This window comes from Streptomyces sp. NBC_01520 (assembly GCF_045040375.1).
Classification (GTDB): Bacteria; Actinomycetota; Actinomycetes; order Streptomycetales; family Streptomycetaceae; genus Streptomyces.
The window spans coordinates 2,931,757-2,948,580 of the sequence record NZ_CP109404.1 but is presented as its reverse complement, the minus strand read 5'-3'; the positions used below and the strand labels follow the sequence as shown (position 1 = coordinate 2,948,580).

General features: G+C 73.5%; 15 protein-coding genes and 1 tRNA gene. 6 read left to right on the top strand and 10 right to left on the bottom strand.

All coding sequences use genetic code 11. The features are described from left to right. Positions 1 to 159 precede the first annotated feature (159 nt). Together OG524_RS13290 and OG524_RS13285 are read left to right on the top strand one after the other, a co-directional pair. Positions 160 to 924: a decarboxylase gene (locus OG524_RS13290; protein ID WP_405390624.1), complete on the top strand. Its 765-nt coding sequence runs from the start codon at positions 160 to 162 to the stop codon at positions 922 to 924. Between the two features lie 117 nt (positions 925 to 1,041). After that, positions 1,042 to 2,181 carry an LLM class flavin-dependent oxidoreductase gene (locus OG524_RS13285; protein WP_405390625.1) on the top strand — a complete coding sequence of 380 codons (1,140 nt, stop codon included), beginning with the start codon at positions 1,042 to 1,044 and terminating at the stop codon, positions 2,179 to 2,181. Positions 2,182 to 2,224: 43 nt separating this feature from the next. Here the strand turns inward: OG524_RS13285 and OG524_RS13280 are convergent, their stop codons facing one another. Then, positions 2,225 to 4,141, bottom strand: a complete 1,917-nt coding sequence (locus tag OG524_RS13280; RefSeq protein ID WP_405810327.1) for a putative bifunctional diguanylate cyclase/phosphodiesterase — start codon at positions 4,139 to 4,141, stop codon at positions 2,225 to 2,227. 389 nt (positions 4,142 to 4,530) lie between these two features. On the opposite strand from OG524_RS13280, the gene OG524_RS13275 reads away from it, so the two are divergent. Then, entirely contained in the window at positions 4,531 to 5,772 is a 1,242-nt protein-coding gene (locus OG524_RS13275; RefSeq protein WP_405812457.1) for a M6 family metalloprotease domain-containing protein, read from the top strand. A gap of 55 nt (positions 5,773 to 5,827) precedes the next feature. Here the strand turns inward: OG524_RS13275 and OG524_RS13270 are convergent. The 7 genes from OG524_RS13270 to OG524_RS13240 form a co-directional block, all read right to left on the bottom strand. Next, a tRNA-Lys gene (locus OG524_RS13270) sits at positions 5,828 to 5,901 on the bottom strand. After that, positions 5,892 to 6,593: a bifunctional DNA primase/polymerase gene (locus OG524_RS13265; protein ID WP_405810325.1), complete on the bottom strand. Its 702-nt coding sequence runs from the start codon at positions 6,591 to 6,593 to the stop codon at positions 5,892 to 5,894. The genes OG524_RS13270 and OG524_RS13265 overlap by 10 nt, the downstream gene beginning before the upstream one ends. A 265-nt stretch (positions 6,594 to 6,858) precedes the next feature. Continuing rightward, on the bottom strand, positions 6,859 to 7,200 hold the full coding sequence (locus OG524_RS13260) for a hypothetical protein (RefSeq protein ID WP_405390630.1): 342 nt from the start codon (positions 7,198 to 7,200) through the stop codon (positions 6,859 to 6,861). A gap of 107 nt (positions 7,201 to 7,307) precedes the next feature. Next, positions 7,308 to 8,642, bottom strand: coding sequence for an AAA domain-containing protein (locus tag OG524_RS13255; RefSeq protein WP_405390631.1), 1,335 nt, complete (start codon positions 8,640 to 8,642; stop codon positions 7,308 to 7,310). Next, positions 8,639 to 10,273: a hypothetical protein gene (locus tag OG524_RS13250; protein WP_405390632.1), complete on the bottom strand. Its 1,635-nt coding sequence runs from the start codon at positions 10,271 to 10,273 to the stop codon at positions 8,639 to 8,641. Before OG524_RS13250 ends, OG524_RS13255 begins: the two co-directional genes overlap by 4 nt. Further along, a complete protein-coding gene (locus OG524_RS13245; protein ID WP_405810322.1) occupies positions 10,264 to 11,451 on the bottom strand; it encodes a hypothetical protein in 1,188 nt (395 codons plus the stop codon). The genes OG524_RS13250 and OG524_RS13245 overlap by 10 nt, the downstream gene beginning before the upstream one ends. Continuing rightward, on the bottom strand, positions 11,345 to 12,295 hold the full coding sequence (locus OG524_RS13240) for a phosphatase PAP2 family protein (RefSeq protein ID WP_405810320.1): 951 nt from the start codon (positions 12,293 to 12,295) through the stop codon (positions 11,345 to 11,347). Before OG524_RS13240 ends, OG524_RS13245 begins: the two co-directional genes overlap by 107 nt. A gap of 307 nt (positions 12,296 to 12,602) precedes the next feature. Between OG524_RS13240 and OG524_RS13235 the strand changes: the two genes are divergently transcribed. Continuing rightward, positions 12,603 to 13,199 (top strand): histidine phosphatase family protein, encoded by a 597-nt coding sequence (locus OG524_RS13235; protein ID WP_405390635.1) that lies wholly within the window; start codon positions 12,603 to 12,605, stop codon positions 13,197 to 13,199. Positions 13,200 to 13,220: 21 nt separating this feature from the next. Here the strand turns inward: OG524_RS13235 and OG524_RS13230 are convergent, their stop codons facing one another. Continuing rightward, a complete protein-coding gene (locus OG524_RS13230; RefSeq protein ID WP_405810318.1) occupies positions 13,221 to 14,576 on the bottom strand; it encodes a tetratricopeptide repeat protein in 1,356 nt (451 codons plus the stop codon). Between the two features lie 241 nt (positions 14,577 to 14,817). Between OG524_RS13230 and OG524_RS13225 the strand changes: the two genes are divergently transcribed. Then, positions 14,818 to 15,189, top strand: coding sequence for a hypothetical protein (locus tag OG524_RS13225; protein ID WP_384499758.1), 372 nt, complete (start codon positions 14,818 to 14,820; stop codon positions 15,187 to 15,189). An 88-nt stretch (positions 15,190 to 15,277) separates the two neighbouring features. Then, positions 15,278 to 16,168 carry a spermidine synthase gene (locus tag OG524_RS13220; protein ID WP_405390638.1) on the top strand — a complete coding sequence of 297 codons (891 nt, stop codon included), beginning with the start codon at positions 15,278 to 15,280 and terminating at the stop codon, positions 16,166 to 16,168. 78 nt (positions 16,169 to 16,246) lie between these two features. Here the strand turns inward: OG524_RS13220 and OG524_RS13215 are convergent, their stop codons facing one another. Beyond that, entirely contained in the window at positions 16,247 to 16,801 is a 555-nt protein-coding gene (locus OG524_RS13215; RefSeq protein WP_405390639.1) for a hypothetical protein, read from the bottom strand. Positions 16,802 to 16,824: the final 23 nt, after the last annotated feature.

The window sequence follows — 16,824 nt, the reverse complement described above, 5'->3', positions numbered from 1 at the left end:
GTCAACACGGCCATGGGAAACCCCAGGTCACACCGGTTGCGGGCGGCGGCATGCGGCCATCGGAGGAATACTTGTCCCAGGCAGGGGCAGCGGTGACACGTCGCACGGGAAGCGACAGGCGGAACATGCGGGACATCCGGACGCGCAGGAAGGATGGACATGACGACCGTAGGACTTCTCTACCCGGGCCACGCCGCGGAGGACGACTTCCCGCGGATGGAGGTCATTCTCGACAGCGACATCAGACTGCCGCTGTTCCACACCGACATCGACGAGGACTCCCGCAGCGTCGAGGCACTGCGCGCGGCGGCCACCCCCGAACGCCTGGCCGCCGGTGTCGAGGAGCTGCGGATGGCGGGCGCCGAGTCGCTGGTCTGGGCCTGCACCGGTGGCAGTTTCGCCCACGGCTGGGAAGGGGCCCAGGAGCAGAACGCGGCCCTGGCCCGGACCGCGGGACTGCCCGCGTCCAGCACGTCCTTCGCCTTCACGCACGCGGTACGCGAGCTGGGCGCCACCAGGGTCGCGGTCGCCGCCACCTACCCCGAGGACATCGCGGCGCTCTTCGCCGGATTCCTGGAGGCCGGAGACGTCGAGGTGACCGCCACGCGGGGCAGCGGCATGATCACCGCCGCCGAGGCCGCCGACTGCGGACCGGAGCGGGTGAAGGAACTGGCCGTGGCCGGCGACCACCCCGACGCCGAGGTCGTGCTGCTCCCGGACAACGCCCTGCACACCGCGGCGTTCATCCCCGAGCTGGAGGAACTCCTCGGCAAGCCCGTGCTCACGGCGAACCAGGTGGCGGTCTGGGAAGGGCTCCGGCTCACCGACCGGCGGATCTGGGCACCCACGCTCGGCACGCTCTTCGCCACCCGCGAGCCCCCGCTCGGCACCGCCGAACACCGGGGGATCGAGGTGCGGGAGTGACGGGCGGCGGGGGTACGGGACCCGCGGTACCGTACGGCGGCCGGGAATAAGCGGAGCCGTCCTCCTGTTCGTACTCTCCGAACATACGCAGCCGCAGCATGGGAGAGGGCCGGACACGTGGACGAGAACCGAGGCGACGAGATTCGCGGCACCGCGAGCGGGACGGCATCCGTGCCCCTGTCCGTGCTCGATCTGGTGACCGTGGGCCAGGGCCGCACCGCGACCCAGGCACTGCGTACCAGCGTGGACATCGCGAAGCTCGCCGAGAACCGTGGCTTCCACCGCTTCTGGGTCGCCGAGCACCACTCGATGCCCGGCGTCGCCTCGTCGTCCCCGGCCGTGATCCTGGCCCACCTGGCCGCCCACACCGAGCGCATCAGGCTCGGCTCCGGCGGCGTGATGCTGCCCAACCACGCCCCGCTGGTGATCGCCGAGCAGTTCGGCACCCTGGAGGCGATGGCCCCCGGCCGGGTCGACCTCGGCCTCGGCCGCGCCCCCGGCACGGACGGTGCGACGGCGGCGGCCCTGCGCCGCACCGACCGGCTCAACGAAGGCGCAGTGGGGTCTCCCCTGCTCGAGCGGAGCCGAGAGCTCGGGGACGACTTCCCGCAGCAGCTCGCCGAGCTGACCCGTTTCCTGGACGACGACTTCCCGGACGGGCACCCCTACGGCCGTATCCACGCCGTTCCCGGCCCGGTGCAGGCCACCTCGCCCGGCGGCGTCCAGTCGGCGGGCCGGCCGCCCATCTGGCTGCTGGGCTCCTCCGGCTTCAGCGCCCGGCTGGCCGGCGTCCTCGGGCTGCCCTTCGCCTTCGCCCACCACTTCTCTGCCCAGAACACCGTGCCGGCGCTCGACCTCTACCGCGAGTCCTTCAAGCCGTCCGCCGTGCTCGATGCCCCGTACGCCCTGATCGGCGTCGCGGCGCTGGCCGCCGACGAGGAGCGCGAGGCCCGCCGCCAGGTGCTGACCGGCGCCCTGTCGATGGTCCGGCTCCGCACGGGCCGCCCGGGACTCGTGCCGAGCCCCGAAGAGGCGGAGGCGCACGACTTCAGCCCCATGGAGCGCGAATTCGTCGACGGCTGGCTGACCAACATCGTCCACGGCACGGCGGACGAGGTCCGCAGCGGCCTGGACGACCTGGCCAAGCGCACCGGCGCGGACGAGCTGATGATCACGGCCAACGCGCACGGCGGCGAGGCCCGGCTGCGCTCGTACGAGCTGATTGCGGACGCGTACGGGCTGCCGCGGGCGGCCTGACTCCGAGGGCCCGGCACGGCCGGACCCCGGTGGTCCGGCCGGCTCAGCTCTCCGGTGGCCTGGTGCCGATCATTTCCGCGATGCGCTCCGGGGCCACCGCGCGGGAATACAGCCAGCCCTGCCCGGTGTCGCAGCCGATCCGCCTCAGCCGCTCCGCCTGGCCCGAGGTCTCCACGCACTCCGCGGTGACCGTCAGGCCCAGGCGGTGCGCCAGCTGCACCATGGCCTCGACGATCGTCTCGTCGGCCGGGCTGGGGTGCGCGCCGTCCTCGTAGCGGAAGCCGCGTACGAAGGAGCCGTCCAGCTTCAGCACGGAGACGGGCAGCCGGCTCAGATAGGCGAGGTTGGAGTAGCCGGTGCCGAAGTCGTCGATCGCGATGCGGACGCCCATGTCGCTGAGCGACCGGAGCACCCGCAGCGGCCGGCCCGACGAACCCATCACGGCGGATTCGGTCAACTCCAGCTGCAGCAGGCCCGGTTCGAGACCGGTCTCGGCCAGGACCTCCGCCACGTCGGCGACCAGGTCGGAGTCCCGGACCTGGCGGACCGCGACGTTGACGCTGATGAACAGCGGTGGCTCGTCCGGGTGTTCGAGCTGCCAGCGGCGGGCCTGACGGCAGGCGGTACGCAGCACCCACCGGCCGAGCCGCACGATCGTGCCGTCCTCCTCGGCGATCGGGACGAACCGGTTCGGCGCCAGCATCCCGAACTGCGGGTGATTCCACCGGACCAGGGCCTCCACACCCCGTACGACCTCGTCGGCCATGCCGACCAGTGGCTGGTACTCCAGCGTGAACTCGCCTCGCTCCACGGCGGGCCTGAGCGTGGCCGACAGTGCCTGCCGGGTCATCCGGTGCGCGTTGCGCTCGGGGTCGAAGAGCGTCCAGCGGGCCCGGCCGTCGGCCTTCGCCCAGTACAGCGTGGTGTCCGCCGCCTGCATCAGCCAGGTGGGCGAGGTGCCGGCGGAGGCCCGCTCCACCACCCCGATCGAGGCGGAGACCGAGAGCCGCTGCCCGCCCAGGTCGAAGGGCCTCTGGAGCGCGGTCAGCACCGAGCGCGCGAGCTCGGTGAGCTGGTGCGTGCCCGCCGAGTCCTCGACCAGGATCGCGAACTCGTCACCGCCCAGGCGCGCCACGAGATGCCCGCCGGCCCGGTGATGGCCGTCGGCCTCCGCGCAGTCGGTGAGCCGGCCGGCGACGGCGGCGAGCAGCCGGTCGCCGGTGCCGTGTCCCAGGGTGTCGTTGACCGCCCTGAAACCGTCGAGATCCAGATAACAGAGGCCGATCCGGTCGTGCCGGGGCGGCGAGTCGTCCTGGAACGGCGGGGCCTCCAGAGCGAGGGAGAGCCGCTCGAAGAACAGCGTCCGGTTGGCCAGCCGGGTCACCGGATCATGCATCCGGAGATGGCGCAGCCGCTGCCGCAGCTCGCGCCGGTCGCTGATGTCCGCCACGGTCAGGAGCACGCTCCCGACGCCGGTGGAGGGCTCCTGCCCGGCGGTGATCCCCGTACCTGTGGAGGGTCCTTCACCGGCTGAGGGCTTCTGGCCGGCCGGGGCGTCGTCCCGCATCGGCACGACCGTGACCTCGACCCACATGGACCGGCCGTCGGAGTGCTTGAGGCGGCGGGTGCAGCGCAGCCGGGACCGCGTGCCGAGCAGGACCTCGCCGTACGCGTGCCAGGTGCGGTGGTCCGACGCCAGGTCGACGAGGTCGGCCGCGGGCCGGCGGACCAGCGCCCCGGGGTCGGCGCCGAGCAGCCCGCCCAGCGCCTCGTTCGCCCGGACGACCTCGCCCCGGTGGTCGACGACGGCCATCGGGAGGGCGGCCACCCGGAACGCCGCCCGGTAGTCGCGCAGCTCGGAGAGGCCGGAGCCTTGATGGTCACTTTCCGTGACAGCCGGTCGCCCGGCGCCCGGGGCAGTGTCCGCCGGGGGCATCTGCCCTTCGGAGGTTCCGCTCACCGCTCGCTCCCGCTGTGCAGATCGTCATGAACAGGCCGGTCGGGCAGGGGTCGTCGGGTGGAGTGCCGTGCCAGAGGCGGAAACCACCCAGGAAAGCGAGGTGAAGCATAGAGGGTGGCGCGTCGGCCGCTCCAGCGCGCCCGCCGATTCCGGCCCACTGCAGGCGCATGGCCCACGGCGGAGGGCGCCATCCTCTATGGCCAAGAATGTTTGCTTCTGTATTGATCTGTTCTTTTGTGTTGCTTGGGTGATTGATTGTGACTTTCTGTGAGTGAGATGTGAGAGGGGCCGCGACTCGCTGACCCGTGTGGGGCAGCACAACAGGGCGTACGGCACCGAACCGGCACAGGGTGAGGGGGATGTCCCGCATTCGCCACCCGGAGGTAGATGTGCCGCGTCAGCACGGACCCGGGGGAGTGGAGAGGCCGACTCTGCGCAGTGCGGCGGCCGCTCTCACCTCCCTCCTGGCGCTCGCCGCCACCGGACTCGTAGCCGGGCCCGCCGTGGGAGCCTCGCGGGACGCGGGCCCGTGCGCCCTGCCCAGGACCGGGGCCCACCACTCGCTCGGCCTGGACAGCTGGAACGAGGCCTATCCGCGCCCCGACCGCGGCCTCGACGCCGTCATGGTCTTCCTCTCGTTCCCGGACTCCGAACCCGTCGTGTCCCCCGAGGTGCTCGCCACCGACTACTTCCCCTCGACCACTCGCTTCTTCCAGCGGGCCTCGTACGGGAAATTCACCCTGCGCGCCCACCCGCAGCGGCAGTGGACCCGGATGCCGCACCCCTCCACCTGGTACGGGATACAGCGTGACTGGGGTGCCGAGCGGCGCAGCGACTACCTCCGCGACGCGATCGAGGCCGCCGACGGGCAGACCGACTTCTCCGCGTACGACATCGTCTACCTCGTCGCCGACCCGGACGCGCCGGGAGTCGACTCCGACGCCACGAAGGTCGTCAACTTCGACCGGCCGCTGCGGGCCGACGGTGCGGACATCAAGCGGGTGGTCACCCTCTTCGAGGAGCACCCGCCGGACCGGAACGTCCTCGCACACGAGACCGGGCACGTCTTCGACCTGGCGGACCTCTACCACCGGCCGGCGGACGGCAAGGGCGACTGGGACACCTTCGTCGGGGACTGGGACGTGATGGGCAGCCAGTTCGGACTCGCACCTGAACTGTTCGGCTGGCACAAGTGGAAGCTCGGCTGGCTGGGCCGGGGCCAGGTCGTCTGCGTGCAGGGCGGCGCCGACCTCACCCTGGAACCCCTGGCCGAGGTGCCGGTGCGCGGCGCGTCCCTCGGCACCCGGCTCGCGGTCGTCCGGACCGGTCCGGACAGCGCGCTGGCCATCGAGGCCCGCAGCGCCACCGGCAACGACCGGACGACCTGCACCGAAGGCGTCCTGATCTACCGCATCCGCAACGCGACACCGTCCGGCGGTGGCCCCGTCGAGGTGCTGGACACCCACCCCGGCTCCGACGCCTGCTGGGACCGGTCGGTCTACCCGCCCCTCGCGGACGCCCCGCTGCGCGAGGGTGAGCGCTACACCGTGCCCGGGGAGCGCATCCGGATCGATGTCGCCGACCGGACCCGGTCGGGCGCCTGGACCGTACGGATCACCACCGGCACCTGACCCGCGGGCACACGAAGAAACCCCCTCGCTTCCGCGAGGGGGTTTCTTCCGTCTGTGCGCCGTCAGGGACTCGAACCCCGGACCCGCTGATTAAGAGTCAGCTGCTCTAACCAACTGAGCTAACGGCGCCTGGTGACGTCGTAGACATTAGCACCCGGATCGGCCGGAGGAAAAATCGAAATCCCGGTGGTCGAGGGGGCCGCCGACCTGCCCACCCGTACACAGGCCCAGAGCAGCACGTCGGGGCCCGGCAGCCAGGGGTTTCCGGTGTCGGGGGCGACCACCCAGCGGGGCCCGCCGGTGTTCGATCCGGCCCTCAGCGGCGGGACGGTGACCGCGTCCCCGGCGCCGTGACACAGCAGCGGGGGCATGGAGGCCTGGTGGGCGCGGGGGCGGCCCGCGGAACCCGTGCCCCACTCCTCCCAGGCCAGCAGGGAGGGCAGTCGCTGGGCGGTGCCGGGCGAGGCGAACAGCAGCATCCGCCCCCGGTGCGTGGCGACCGGGCCGGACCCGGGGCCCTCGGCCCAGAGCCGCTCCAGCATGCGCCGGCCGAACAGGGCGGGCACATTCACCACATCGAACGAGGAACCGCACGGCAGGACGCCCGGAGAGCCGGGGCGGGACTCCCACTGCGAGAGCGTGCTGCGGGGGTAGGGCGTGGCTCCGGCCAGCCAGGCGGCTCCCGACGCGGTGACCTGGGCGGCCCGGTCGTCGGTCGTGCGGTTCTCGGTGCGGTCCCGCAGCAGGGCGAAGATGTCGACGCCATGGTGCGGTGCGGCACCGGTGTGCAGGGTCGTTTCGTCTTTCAGCCATGCGCTCATGACGTCAGGTCTACCCGCAGTGACGCTACTGTTTCCGAGAGTTGCCGAAAGCCGGACGCGGCGGGCCTCGAAGGGGTATCTTGCCCGACGGCATATGCCAGAGGCTGTACCCGGAGTGACGAAGCCCACGGCGGTGAGGCGGCGGCGACGCGACCGCTGCCCGTGGCGGGGCGGGCGGGCTTCCGGGCAGGGAGGCCAGGACCGGGGCCGTCAGGGCAGGTCGTCGGGCCAGGTCGTCCTCGGGGCAGGTTGTCCGGGCAGGCCGTCAGGGCTTGGGATCGTTGAGCAGGGACCGCCCGAACTCGATCATCTTCTTGGCATAGTCCTCGGTCCACTCCGCGCGCTCCGCTATGTCTGCGGCCGTGAGCCGGTCGAACCGGCGCGGATCGGCGAGCTGCGCGGCGGCCACGGCCTGGAACTCCAGGGCCCGGTCGGTCGCGGCCCGGAAGGCGAGCGTCAGCTCCGTCGCGCGGGCCAGCAGCTCCTTCGGGTCGTCCATCGACTCCAGGTCGAAGAAGTGCTCCGGATCCGCCGCCGCCTCCGACGGCTCGAAGAGCAGCGGTGCGGGGCGCAGCCTCTGCCGCTCGTTCCGCTCGGGGTGTGCCATGTGGTGTTCCTTCCTCGTACGGCCGGACGGCCACCTTCCATTGTCCGACCCGGCGCAAGAGCGCTTCCCGCGAACGGGCCACGCGATGCGTGCGGCGCGCCCCGGATTCACGGATTCCAGGGCACCCGGTGCTCCCGGAGGTGGGCCAGGACCGCGTGGTTCGCCTCCCACCCGTCGGGGAACTTCACCGTGACGCCCAGCTGCACGGGCTCCGTCGACGGGTGCTCGTCCAGCAGGTCCGCCACCCCCGCCCGGCACACCACGACGCAGGCGTGCCGGTGCCGTGAGGCCAGCACGCACAGGCGTCCCGTCTCCAGGTGGAAGGCCGTGGCGTCCGGGCGGCCCGACAGCGGGTGCAGGACCACCGTCACGTCGAACTCACGGCCCTGGAGCCTGTTCGCCGTGTCCACCGCCACACCCGTCACCCCCAGCTCCGCGAGCGCCGCCCGTACCGCCGCGGCCTGGTCGCGGTGGGCCGTACCGACCGCGACCCGGTCCGCCGTCACCGGGACCTGATCCGGGGACCGCTCGCTCGTCGCGGCGCCGCCCCGGTCGAGCAGCCTGCGGACCACCAGGGCCACCGCCCGCACCGCCTCCGGATCGGTGCGCGGGGTGTGGCGGGCCGGGAGCTCCAGCAGCCCCCAGCCGGACTCCGCCGCCTCGTCCAGCACCCGGTCCGGACCCGAGCCGTCCGAGGGGACGCCGAACGACATCCGCCGGTCGCCGTGGTCCGTGCCGCTGCGGAACGGCGTGAACGGGTAGAACGCGTCCGAGACGAGCGGCGCCGCCGACGCCGGCAGCCGCCAGGACACCGGCAGCCGGTGCTGGGGCAGCTCCGGATTGTGCGCGAGCAGGGTGGAGACCGCGCTCGCCGACGGGTCGTACGACAGCCCCGCCCACTGGTCAGCGCCCACGATCGAGAACGGGTCCAGCTGCCCCGGATCCCCGACGAACAGGGCCCGCTCGAACAGTCCGGCCACGGCCAGCAGCGCGTCCGACCGCATCTGGTACGCCTCGTCGACGATCGCGTGGCCCCACGGCTCCACGTTCTTCACGTGCGCCCACTTGGCGGCCGTGGAGATGACGATGTCCAGGCCTGCCAGATCCGAGGCCTTCGCCGACTTCCGTACGTGGTCCAGGCCGTCCAGGACCTTGTCGTACGGATCGGAGTCGCTGCTGTGCAGCCGGCCGACCGGCAGCCCGGGAGCCTTCTCGGCCAGCCGCACCACCAGGTCGTCCACCTGGGCGTTGGTCTGCGCGACCACCATCAGCGGGCTGCCCGCGGCGGCCAGTTCGAGCGCGGCACGCACCACCAGCGTCGACTTGCCCGCGCCCGGCGGCGAGTCCACGACGATGCCGCGCGCCGTACCGCGCAGGGTGTCGCCGAGGATCGCGTCGGTCGCCCGCGCCGCCGCGGCACCCGGGTCGAGAACGGCTGTCACAGGAGGTCCTCCGGCGTCACGGGATCGGGCTTCTCGGCGGGTCCGTCGGCCGCCGCACCCGGCGGGCCGCCATGGGTCCACGGGGTGTCCTCAGGGTCCGGCAGCTTCGGACCGCCCCGCTGGTCGTGCTCGAACAGCGTCCAGGCGATCCGGTCCCCGGGCTCCGGCACCGAACCGGGCGCGGGCTCCTTGCCGCGCCCCATCCGGTCCGTGATCCGCAGGACGAGAAGGATCTCCCCGTCCGGGTCCCCGCCCATGTCCCCGCCGTCCTCGGAGAGGCGCGCCACGAACTCCGCAGTCTGCGGCTTGCCGTCCAGCGAGCGGTACACCTTCGTCCGCTCGCCGAGATGCGGGCGCTCGTCCGTCCGCATCGTGACCAGGGGGCGGGGGGAGGGGCGCTTCGACTCGCTGTACGCCATCTCCACCTCCGTCACCACCCCGACGAACGCCTCGCCCGCCAGCCGCCGGCCGGCCAGCACCAGCGGATCGTCCAGCGCCTCCTGCGCCTCCAGCTGGGCCTGCGCGGTCTCCCGCGAGGCCAGCTTCTGCGCCGCCGTCACCGCGTCGTCCCGGCGCGGCTGCGGCGGCTCGCCCGCCCCCACCCGGTCCCGGTGCGCGGTGAACGACCAGCGGTCCCTGGTCCAGCGGTCCTGCGCCCTCGGCCCCTCCGGCAGCTCCGCCAGCAGGTCGAGCCCCCGCCACACGGCGTCCCACGTGGGCCGCAGCACCCCGGCGAGCCGGGACCTGATCTCCCGCTCGGCCCCGCTCAGCTCGACGAGCCCGGCATCGGCGGCCAGACCGTCCTCCGCGGCTGCCAGCGCCGTGCGCGCCCGGTCGTACCGCTCGATCGCGGGCGCCAGCAGCCGGTTGTCGAACGCCGGGTCCGTCGCCGGTCCGGCCGGCGGGCAGAGCAACTGTCCGGCACGGTCCCGCCCCGTCTCCGCACGGAGCGCGGCGGCGGCCCCCGACTCGCCCCCGGGCGGGTCGATCCAGGCGAGCAGCGCACCGAGGTGCTGGTCCTCCAGGCTGCTCTGGCCCGTCGCCCAGTGCCGGTTCAGCAGATCCGTCGCGGAGAGCAGCAGGGCGGAGCCCGGCACCCTGGCCCGCTCCCCGTAGTGCGTCAGCCAGCGGCCGAGCAGCGGGACGCGGGCGGGCGCCGGATACGGGGTGTCCGGATCGTCCTCGACGGTGCGCCGGAACCGCATGGACCGCCCCAGCAGCCGTACGAAGTCGACGCCCGCCCGGCTCGGCACGATCAGCTGGGCCGCGTCCGTGCAGAGCTCGACCTCGACCTTGGTCCTCTTCCCGGTCGCCGGATCGGCTTCATTGCGCTCGGCGGGCTCGACGGCGTCCGCGTACGACTCGATGTGCGGCAGCACCGCCTCCGCCAGCTCGGCCAGGAAGGCGAACCGCAGGTCGCGGTCGCGGGGCTGGGCCACCGTGAGCAGCTTCGGCTCCTCGCGGTCGGTGCCGACGAGCGCGCCGAGCGGGGCACCCGCCTCGCCCGCGGTGGTCAGCGGCACCAGCACGAGCGGCCGGGCGGTCAGATGCCGGTGGCGCACCGTGGTCAGCGGCTGGGCCCGCCCGCTGTCCACCGCCTCCAGCCGGGCCAGGGTGGTGATCAGTGACATGCCGCTCCGCCGCTCCGTGTCTCCAGCGCCTCGGCACGCAACGCCGCGGCCCGCCGCAGCGCGGCCACCGTCGGGTCCGCCGGGTCGCCCTCCTTGCCGGCCGCTGCGGCCAGCACCCCGGCAACCGTCGTCAGGCCGCCGAGCTCGCCCCGCACACTCCGGCCGAGGGTCTCCACGGCGCCCTCCGCGCGGGCCTTCGCCCGGCAGTGGAAGGCCAGCTCGCACGCCGCCAGGCACTCGGGGGCGTACGCCGCCGGGACCGCGTCGACCGCGCTGCCCAGCTCCTGGGGGGTGCACCCCGGGTCGAACGTCATGCCCTCGGGCAGGGTCGCCGCGATGTCCTCGATCCGGGTCAGCCTGGTCAGCTGGCGGCGGGTGACGGCGCGCTGCTTGCGGACGTCCACGACCGACGCGGTCGGCAGGTTGGAGAAGTCCTTCGGGCAGACCAGCAGGATCCGGTGTCCGACCTCGGCGCCCTCGGTGACGTCGGCGATCCGCTCCAGCGCCAGGACGTAGACCGCGGACTGGCGGGCCGCCGCCCCGACCTTCGCGGCGTCCGCCGAACTGTCGATCATGGGGAAGGACTTGATCTCGACGACCGTCCAGGTGCCGTCGGGGTGCACCACCACGGCGTCCGGCTCCAGATAGGCGGGGGAGCCCGCCACCTCCAGGGCCAGCATCGGATGGTCGAGCAGCGCCCAGCCGCCCGCCGCCGTGGCCTCGCGCAGCGCCAGGGCCGTGCGCGCGGCCCGGCCCTCCGGCCCGGCGGCCGACAGATCGGGCACGGCGGCCTCGCCCGGTGCGTCCGCCCCGCTGCCGAGCCGCTCGAACAGCAGGCGCAGCAGCTCCGTACCGCCGTCGGCCTTGACCTTCTTCTCGAAGGCGTTGCCCCGGACGAAGGCGAACTGCGACTGGCCGAACGCGGCGGGGGAGCCCAGCGAGCCGGCCAGCACGCCCTTGTCGACCCCCGCACCGTCGAGCAGGGCGCGCCGCTTGCAGCCGGGGTTCGCGGCGAGGGCGGCCAGCGCACGCGCGTCGAGCGGATGCGGCGCGACGGACGGGCCGCGCAGTTCAGCGAGCCGCTGCCGGAGCGTCGTCGCTGGCGGCTTCGGCAGCGGTGCCGGTGGCCGCGTCGCTGGAATCTGCGGAGGGGGTCCGCTGACCGGGGATTCGCTCACCCGCGGAAGTCTTGCATCCGTCACTGACAATCGTGGACCTCGCGGGCGGGACCGGGGCCGGAGCCGGGGCGGACACAACCCGCACACGGTCCTTGACGCGGTCCGCGATCCGCATGACGGGCCTGGTCAGCAGCGCTCCGACACCCATCACTGCGGCGCCCGCGACCGCGTCGAGGAAGTAGTGGTTCGCCGTGCCCATCACCACGAGCACGGTGATCAGCGGGTACGCGATGCCCGCCGCCCGCAGCAGCGGGTGGCGTCCGTGGCGCCACAGCAGGACCCCGCACCACACCGCCCAGCCGACATGGAGGCTCGGCATCGCGGCGTACTGGTTCGTCATCCCGCTGAGCCCGCGCGGGGCGCTCGCCCCCGCGCCCCACCAGCCGAACGCGCTGTACTGGGCCATCGTGTCGACGAATCCGTGGTGGGCGTCCAGGAGCCGGGGCGGGCAGGTCGGCACCAGCGTGAAGCCGATCAGCCCGATGAGCGTGGAGGTCATCAGCCAGGTGCGGGCCGCCCGGTAGGCGGCGGCCCGGCGCCGGAACATCCAGATGAGGACGGCCGGGGTGACCAGGTAGTGCAGGGAGGCGTACGCGAAGTCGGCGGGTATCCCCAGGTAGGGGTGTGCGGTCAGCAGCCGGTTGAGCGGGTGCTCGGCGTTGAGGAACAGCGCCTTCTCCAGGCGCAGTATGGCGAGCCCGTGCTCCACGGCCGCCGGTATGTCCTCCCGGACGAGCAGCCGGCCCGCCGAGTACAGCCCGTACACCACCGCTATCAGCGGCAGCTCCGTCCACCAGCGGGGCCGGTGGCCGAGGGCGGGTGTCCCGGCGGTGGCGTGCGGCATCCGATGGCTCTCCCCATGTTCATGCGGTCGACGGCGGGCGTTCAACCGTACGGCGGTCTTCCGCCCTGGATTTCCCCCGGGGTGTTTCCCCGCGGGCGCTCCCGGTCGTGCGGTGGGAGGGACGCCGACAGTGCCCCGCAGGTTGCCTTCGGGGGGCGTGAGAGATGATGGAGCGGGGCTTCGTCCGCACCGTCCCCCGGCGTGCCGACGTTGCCGCCCGTCGCTGTCCCGGACACCGCTGTCCCGGACCCATCAGATCCTAGGGTCCCCGGATCATCGGATCTCGGCATTTTCAGGGAGAGCCGTCATGGCACCGCGAATCCTGCTCGCCCGGCACGGCCAGACACAGTGGTCCGTCCAGGGCAATCACACCGGCAGGACCGACATTCCCCTTCTCGACACCGGCCGCGAGGGCGCCGAACTGCTCGGCGAGCGCCTGCACCGGGAGCCCTGGGGCGGGCTGCCCGGAGCCGAGGTGCGGACCAGCCCGCTCGTCCGGGCGGCCGAGACGTGCGCGATCGCCGGATTCGGTGAGCGGGCCGAGCCGTGGGACGCGCTCATGGAGTGGGACTACGGGGACTACGAAGGCCTGACCCCGGCACAGATCAAGGCGGACCGGCCTGACTGGCTGATCTGGCGGGACGGCGTCCCCGGGGGCGAGACCCTGGCCGAGGTCTCGGCCCGCGCGGACGAGGTCGTGGAATGGGTGCGCTCCTCGGACCGGGACGTCCTGGTCTTCGCCCACGGCCACATCCTGCGGACGCTGGGGGCGCGGTGGCTCGGCGAGGACATCTCCTTCGCCGCCCGGATCCGGCTGGAACCGACGTCGCTGTCGGTGCTGGGATGGGCGTACGGGATGCCGGCCCTGGAACGCTGGAACGACACGGGACACCTGGAGCGCTGACCCGGCCGTCCGGCCGCGTGCTCACACGCCGGGCGGCAGCTCCTCGTAGCGGTCCAGGAGCGCCGCGACCTCCGGGCCGCCCCGCGGCCTGAGCACCCGTACCGCGCTCGCCAGCATCCCCCGGATACGGGAGGACTGGACCCGGTCCAGGAGGTCGAGCACCTGGTGGCCCGCCGCGGACGCCTCGTCGGCCGTCCCCGCCCGCGCCAGGTCACCGGCCAGCTGCGCCCGGTACAGCGCGAGGTTCCGGGTGAAGTGCGGGTCCTGCAGCCGGGTGGCCCGGCGGGCGTGCCGGGCCGCCCTCGGCCAGTCGCCCAGCGCCGACCAGCACTGCGCCTCCAGCATCTCCAGCTCCGCCTCGCGGAAGAAGCTCATCCACTCCGGGTCGGCCGGGCACGAGCCCCGCTCGAACGCCCTGCGCGCCCGCCCGATCGCCTGCTCGCACCCCGTACGGTCCCCGAGCCAGGCCCGGCCGCCCGCCTCCCGCAGCGCCAGCAGCGCCAGCAGCCGTGGGGAGCCGAGCGGGCGGGCGGCACGGCCACCGGCCTCCGCGGCGCGGACCGCCTCCCGGGCCTTCCCCGTGTCCCTGGCCAGGAACGACGCGTTGCAGAAGGCGTGCGCCTCCAGAGCGGGGTCCCCGGCCAGCCGTGCCGTGGCGAGCGCCTCCGCGTAGTGCGAGCGCGCGTCCTCGAAGCGGCCCGAGTCGTGCGCCAGCCAGCCCACGGAGATGGCCAGCTCCCCGGCGCCCGCGTGCAGCCGGTCCGCGGTGCTGCGGCGGGCCGCGGTCCCCGCGTCGAGCAGGGCGTACGCGGCCCGTAGTGGCTCGGCGGCCCGCCGGTAGAGCCCGTCCGCACCGTGCCGGTCGTCGAGCAGCCGGATCTGCCGCACCGCCTCCTCGACGGCACTCACCTCGGCCTCGCCGACCCGGCGCTGCGGGGGAACGGTGATCGGGCCGGCGGCGGACGCTCCGCCGCCCAGGCCCAGGGACGCGGCCGCCACCGTGGCGGTGCCGCTCGTCATGAACACGCGACGCAGCACGTCGCACTCCTCGTCGATGTCACTGTCGAGCATGGGGGAAAGGGGGTCAGGGGCTGGACGGGGTGTCCGGTGTGCTCCCCGGCCGCGCACGCTCTCGCGGGCCGAGAAGCCCAGATCCGCCAGGGTCGCCCCGGGGAACATGTGCAGGAACACCCGTTCGTACGCGTAGTTGGGGCAGCGGATCTCGCCGGACTCCACGCGTCCGACGTACCGGGCGTCGCACGAGACCTGTTCACCGATCTCACGGGCGGCCCTGCGGACGGCCGCCGCGAACTCACCGGCGGAGCGCTGTCCGCGCAGCCGACGGAAGACGAGGTTGGGAACTGCCCGTGTCACCATGGCGGGGCCCTCTCTGGTGCAGCCGGGCGCCTGCTTCCGGTGTCCCGGCGGAGCAAGAACGTACCCGCTGTGACGAGACACGCATGCGGTGTTTCGCTACAAAGCAGACATCTCGTCCGTGATCCGCCATGAACTGCCACCCTTTGCGGCGGCATGGCGCCGTAGCCCTTGACGCCGTCGGCGCGTTGGTCCATGAGGAAACGGGGCGTAGCTCCGTTCGGCGACGAGAGGAGGGGTTCCCTTGCTGCACATCGGCCCGGAAACCGCACCGTGCGACCTGGTGACCGTCCCGGCACGTCAGGGCCTGGAGGCCGTGGACATCCTGCGCCGGGGCGCCGACCACGACGCCGTCGGCCCCGTCCTGCACGACGGGGCCTGCGCCACCCTCGGCTTCCTGGTGCCGCCCGGTACGGCCGACGCCTGGGACGTACCCGGCAGCGCCTGTACGCGGACGGACGGCCGCGGACTCCGCCTCCCCGCCGAGCCGCCCGTCACCGGCGGTGGCTGGCTCCTGCCGCCCGCCGAGGACTCCCAGGTCACCGACCCGGCCGTGCTCCGCGCCGCCCTCGACCAGGCGGCCCGGCTCATCGAGGCGGCCGACAACTGCCGCTGAGGCCATAATGGCCTGGTAGGCGGATCTCCCGCCGTCGCCGGTCCACCCCAGGGTCCGGCCCCGTACAGGCGAGCGAGGACGAGGGCGCGTGGCACGTCGAGGAGCGCCGGCCAAGGGTGCGAGCGCCCGGAAGCGGTCCGAGCGCCATCAGGAGCCCGTCGCCGAGACGGTGGACGGCGGTCTCGCCGAGCTCGTCCCCGACCGTGAACGCCCGCACGCCTGGACCCTGCTGCTGGACGGCGCCCCGCAGTCGCACGTGGACCTGGACGAACCCTCGTACCTCTCGTTCGAATACCAGCGCAGACTCGGTCATGTCATCGACCTCGCCGCGCCCCCGAGCCAGCCCCTCCAGGTCCTGCACCTGGGCGGTGGGGCCTTCACCCTCGCCCGGTACATCGCGGCGACCCGGCCCCGGTCCACCCAGCAGATCGTCGAGATCGACGCGGCACTCGTCCAACTGGTCCGCCGCGAACTGCCGTTGGACCCGCAGGCCCGGATACGGGTGCGCTCCGTGGACGCCCGCGCAGGGCTCGGCAGGATCCAGGACGGCTGGGCGGACCTCGTCGTCGCGGACGTCTTCAGCGGCGCCCGCACCCCCGCCCACCTCACCTCCGCGGAATTCCTCACGGAGGTACGCCGGGTGCTGAGGCCGGGCGGCCAGTACGCCGCCAACCTCGCCGACGGGCCGCCGCTCGCCCACCTCCGCGGCCAGGTCGCCACGGCCGCCTCGCTCTTCCCCGAACTGGCCCTGGCCGCAGACCCGACCGTCTGGCGGGGCCGCCGCTTCGGCAACGCGGTCCTGGTCGCCTCCGACCTGCCGATCGCCGTCGCCGAGCTGACCCGGCGGGTCGCGAGCGACCCGCATCCCGGCCGGGTCGAACACGGCCGGGCCCTCGCCGACTTCACCGGCGGCGCCGCCGTCGTCACCGACGAGGGGGCCCGGCCTTCACCCGTCCCGCCGCCCGGCGCCTTCTCGTAACGACCCGGTGCACGGACCGGTGCGCAACCCGGTGCACGGCCCGGTCCACGACGGGCGGCGGACGAGGCCGCCGACGGCCTACTGGTCGACGATCTGCACCGTCGGCGGATGGCCGTTCCACGTGCAGAAGACGGAGACCGTCGCCCCGGCCCCGTCGCTGAAGTCCACCCGGATCCACTCCGCCATCGTCCACACCTGCATCGACCAGTTCTGTTCCGGCGTGGCCGAGACCAGCTTCGCCGCGTCGCTCGCCAGCTCCAGCACCACCCGGCCGCCGCGCGTCGGATAGCTCCGCACATCACCCGAAGCCGCCGCGGGCGCCGAGGACCCGGGCGGGGCCTGACTGCTCGACGAGGGACGGGCGGAAGGCTTCTTCGACGGCCGCGGCGAGGGCGGCGACGTGGTGCGTGAGGCGGTCGCACCGGCCGAGGGCGACGGCAGGGCGCGGTGCGTCGACGAGGACACCGGCGCGTCCGTGGTCCCGCCGTCCAGTGCGCCCACGGAGATCGGCAGGGCGCGCGGAGGCTCGTACACCGTCCCGGACATCACCGTGTGCACACCCCACCACGACAGGGTGACCGCTGCACCGGTGGCGAGCGACCACGCGATCGCGTGTACGAATCCTCGTTGCATCGGGGACATCCTGCCCCACCCGC

Excerpts from the sequence above, each read along its gene's own strand:
- OG524_RS13290 (WP_405390624.1), top strand. The coding sequence starts at position 160 with ATGACGACCGTAGGACTTCTCTACCCGGGCCACGCCGCGGAGGACGAC.
- OG524_RS13265 (WP_405810325.1), bottom strand. The coding sequence starts at position 6,593 with ATGAGCGCATGGCTGAAAGACGAAACGACCCTGCACACCGGTGCCGCA.
- OG524_RS13260 (WP_405390630.1), bottom strand. The coding sequence starts at position 7,200 with ATGGCACACCCCGAGCGGAACGAGCGGCAGAGGCTGCGCCCCGCACCG.
- OG524_RS13250 (WP_405390632.1), bottom strand. The coding sequence starts at position 10,273 with ATGTCACTGATCACCACCCTGGCCCGGCTGGAGGCGGTGGACAGCGGG.
- OG524_RS13240 (WP_405810320.1), bottom strand. The coding sequence starts at position 12,295 with ATGCCGCACGCCACCGCCGGGACACCCGCCCTCGGCCACCGGCCCCGC.
- OG524_RS13235 (WP_405390635.1), top strand. The coding sequence starts at position 12,603 with ATGGCACCGCGAATCCTGCTCGCCCGGCACGGCCAGACACAGTGGTCC.
- OG524_RS13230 (WP_405810318.1), bottom strand. The coding sequence starts at position 14,576 with ATGGTGACACGGGCAGTTCCCAACCTCGTCTTCCGTCGGCTGCGCGGA.
- OG524_RS13215 (WP_405390639.1), bottom strand. The coding sequence starts at position 16,801 with ATGCAACGAGGATTCGTACACGCGATCGCGTGGTCGCTCGCCACCGGT.